The sequence below is a fragment of the Sphingomonas jinjuensis genome (genome assembly GCF_014197105.1).
GTDB classification, from domain to species: domain Bacteria; phylum Pseudomonadota; class Alphaproteobacteria; order Sphingomonadales; family Sphingomonadaceae; genus Sphingomonas; species Sphingomonas jinjuensis.
In genome coordinates this window covers 1-3,140 of sequence record NZ_JACIEV010000027.1, presented here as the reverse complement: position 1 = coordinate 3,140, position 3,140 = coordinate 1, and the positions used below count along the sequence as shown (strand labels likewise).

Sequence of the window (3,140 nt, the reverse complement as noted above, 5' to 3'; positions counted from 1 at the left end):
GCAGCGCCCACCTGATACGGAGCGAGTCCCCCGGTGATTGGCGTCAACAGCCATCCGCCACGCCGCTCACACATATGCCTTTTTCAACAGTCTCGCTCGGTTCTGACACCATCATGTTCCAACAGCCTTGCAGCCACATTTCGCAAAACGGATAGTAAGCTACCGAGATAGATCAGGGCTTGGGCTTGCCCCTAAGCCGCGCCAGCTCGCCATGCATGTAGCGTCGCAGCTTCTTCGCTTGCTTACGTATCGCCGGCGAGTCCAGCGTCTCAGCTGACCGCTCCGCATAGGCAAGGAAGTTCCGGCCGCCCGCGCCCGTGAAGCGCATGTGCAACTTGCGTGTAAAAATCTGCTTGGCCTTGCCCTGCTTGATCGCGCTCAGGCCGACGCGCTCCGTTTTGGCGACGGCCCGCTTGGCGGTGCGCCACTGGCGCGACAGCGACTTGAGCCGCAGACGGGCGTCTACGTGCCCCAACTGGTAGCCGAGGTATTGGAAGGTGAGGGTGCTTGCGGGAGCGTGCAGCGTCACGACGTCGGTCTTCGACGCCTGGAGCTCTAGGCCGTGCTCCTCCAGCTTTTCCTCCACGAGGGCCTTCAGCACGTTCTGTCGAGTGGGTGGGCACGCAACGAGGATGTCGTCAGAGTAGCGTTGGTACAGGGCACCTCGCTTGGTCGCCTCAGCGTGCATCTCGGCGTCAAACTCGGTCATGTAGAGATTGGACAAGCTGGCGCTGATTGGCGTGCCCTGCGGGATGCCTACCGACTTCAGGTTCTTCCCAATTGGCACGGCCAGGGCCTTCAACTCGGTGATGGTGGCGAGCGGATGGCGCTTCCGCTCCCTCAGCCGCTTGGCGAGGTGGTCGTGCTTTTTGATTTCCTCCAAATCAATGTAGCGGTAGCTCGTCACCGAGCGAAGTACCGCATACCAGTCGGCGTCCAGTTCGTCGCAGCCGAGCACCCATTTCAGTCGGTTCTTGAGGTGTTTGTGGTCCAGATTGTCGAAGAACCCGGTCACGTCAAAGCACATTACGGTTAGCGACGGGTGGGCGCGTACAAAATCCTCAACTCGCCTAGCGAAGTGGTAGTTCGATTGCCCGAGCGAGCGGTACGCAATTACCGTATCATCAAGGCCCGTGGCGGCGTACCAGTCGTCCAGCCGGCTGACCAAGTCCGCGGAATACTTTGACAGGATGCAGGAGTCCCGGTGGGAGGCGAACATGATAGGCCGTTCCTTTGGAACAGTCTTACGCTCCTTCACCTTGTACCGTTTCTCGGTCTTCACGTAGTGGATCAGTGGTGACCATACGTGCGTGGTGACCTGCGAAGGCGTGAGCCCAACCGCGAATGCTGGTTTGACCGGCATGTCGAGGTGGAGATATCCGCGCGGGCGGAACCAATTAGGCGCCTTCATGAGGTGAGCCTACCAATAGCAGAGTCCGGGGGCCAGTCTTGACCCGAGACCCCAGCAACGCTGGATGCCCCCGGACGCACACCACAATCCACCCCTGTTAGGCCCGTGTGAGGCTGCTCGTCGGCGCGGGTCTAGAACGCTATGTGGTATCGTGTAATCGAGGAGATCATCGGAGCTATGCTCGTCAATCTGTCACTCGCATTCGCAGAGTCGCTGGTCCCCGGCATCGCCGCGGCTGTGTTGCTCGTCATGCGGGTTGCGCGTTGCAACGATCGTATCCGTCGGCCAATTCCGGGGACTTAAGGGATATTGGGCTGCTATCTACGCTATCAAGGGCGGACACCGCCCAGATCGCAATCGAGCATAAATATGTTGTAACTAGGTCACACTGAAAGATGCTGACCGAACTGCATTGATTGCAAGAGGCAGACGAACGATCTCTTCCTCATCTGTTAAGGACCCCATACCTGCGCTGAACTTGCGTCGTAGAACGCGACGGCTAAAGGGTATCGCTCCTCGCGGCGCATCCCGGCAAGCGCCGACGCCCGCGCCATGATTTCCTGGTTCACCGGCGTGTCTGGGTCTCCGTAGACCCCGACGTAAAGCTTCGCACAGCGCCCGCGCCCAATGCGGGTAAGAATATGGTCGTCGTTCTCGGCAAGAGAGTGGCCGAAAACGAAGATGCAGTGTCGTCCTTGCTTGGTGTTAGAGCTGAACTGTTTAAGCCCTTGATAGAGGTAGGCGTTGTGGCGGATAGCAGCCTTCTTCTTTGCGCTTGTACCCTCGGCCACGAACAGCGGGAAAGCGTTGCGCGCGAGGGCATCGCGCGCTTGGTCGATCAAAGGCACACCCTTGCGCACCCAAGTGTATTTCAGAAGGTCTTTGCCCGAGTCATATAGATGCAGGGCACCGTGTAGGAACATGACGCAGGCGCTATGCGCGTTGGTCTCGCCCTGCCAAACGACGTAGTCAGCGTCGGGCGCATCTTCGTCGTTCCCGAACCCGTCGTTTGTGCCAAGGTCGAAGTGCGGACCGAATGGCGGGTCTTCGTGCATCAGCGTCCAGTAGAGCAGCAGGTCGTAGTTGAGCGTGAAGACGCATCCTGCCTTCGGACCCGCAAGGAAGTGCGACAAGAAGCGCCGGCATGCCCAGAACCGCTCGTCGGGGATTTCGCCTGGTACATGGGGGTGGTTACCCGCAATCGTCTGGACAAGGATCTCCTTCAGGGCGGTAGCGTGCGCCAACATCAGATCGGCCGCTTCATGACCCGCGCCAGCGTAGGCGGGGAGGATTCTCGCCGCACTTTCCAAAGCACGGATTGCGGCCTCGAAATCTTGGGTGCCTAAAGCTGCAAACACGGCGGCGACCTCAGGCACCGCTGTGAAATCCGCTCGAGAAAATAGCGAACCGTAGTGAAAGATGTCGGGCAGGCAGGCGATACTAAAACCGTTGCCGAGCAGTAGATGACGTTTGGAGAAGTCCTCAGAGTCAGCGACCGCTTGAGGGAAGGTTAGCAGCGGCATTCCTTCTATCCCCCTCCACACGTACTGGAGACTACGGCTCCATCGGTTAGTAATATGATCCGACATTAGCAACTGTGCAACCAGAGTCCCGCTTCCTGGTGTCACAACCGGTCGAGACTGTTGAAAAACGGCTGGTTGCGAGGGCGATGAAGGCGTGATTCACTGCGCATAGCGGCGGAGGGTCACGGATATGATGGGTCGGCAAG

General features: G+C 58.9%; 2 protein-coding genes. Both read right to left on the bottom strand.

The window, feature by feature from the left end; translation table 11 throughout:
* Window positions 1-172: 172 nt before the first annotated feature.
* On the bottom strand, window positions 173-1,411 hold the full coding sequence (locus GGQ80_RS18235) for a reverse transcriptase domain-containing protein (RefSeq protein ID WP_183987527.1): 1,239 nt from the start codon (window positions 1,409-1,411) through the stop codon (window positions 173-175).
* Window positions 1,412-1,863: 452 nt separating this feature from the next.
* The gene (locus tag GGQ80_RS18230; RefSeq protein WP_183987525.1) at window positions 1,864-2,934 is read right to left on the bottom strand and encodes a DUF4917 family protein; all 1,071 of its coding nucleotides are present in this window, start codon (window positions 2,932-2,934) and stop codon (window positions 1,864-1,866) included.
* Window positions 2,935-3,140 lie beyond the last annotated feature (206 nt).

What these genes read in the sequence shown, in the direction of transcription:
- GGQ80_RS18235 (WP_183987527.1), bottom strand. Translation starts at nt 1,411, where the DNA reads ATGAAGGCGCCTAATTGGTTCCGCCCGCGCGGATATCTCCACCTCGAC.
- GGQ80_RS18230 (WP_183987525.1), bottom strand. Translation starts at nt 2,934, where the DNA reads ATGCCGCTGCTAACCTTCCCTCAAGCGGTCGCTGACTCTGAGGACTTC.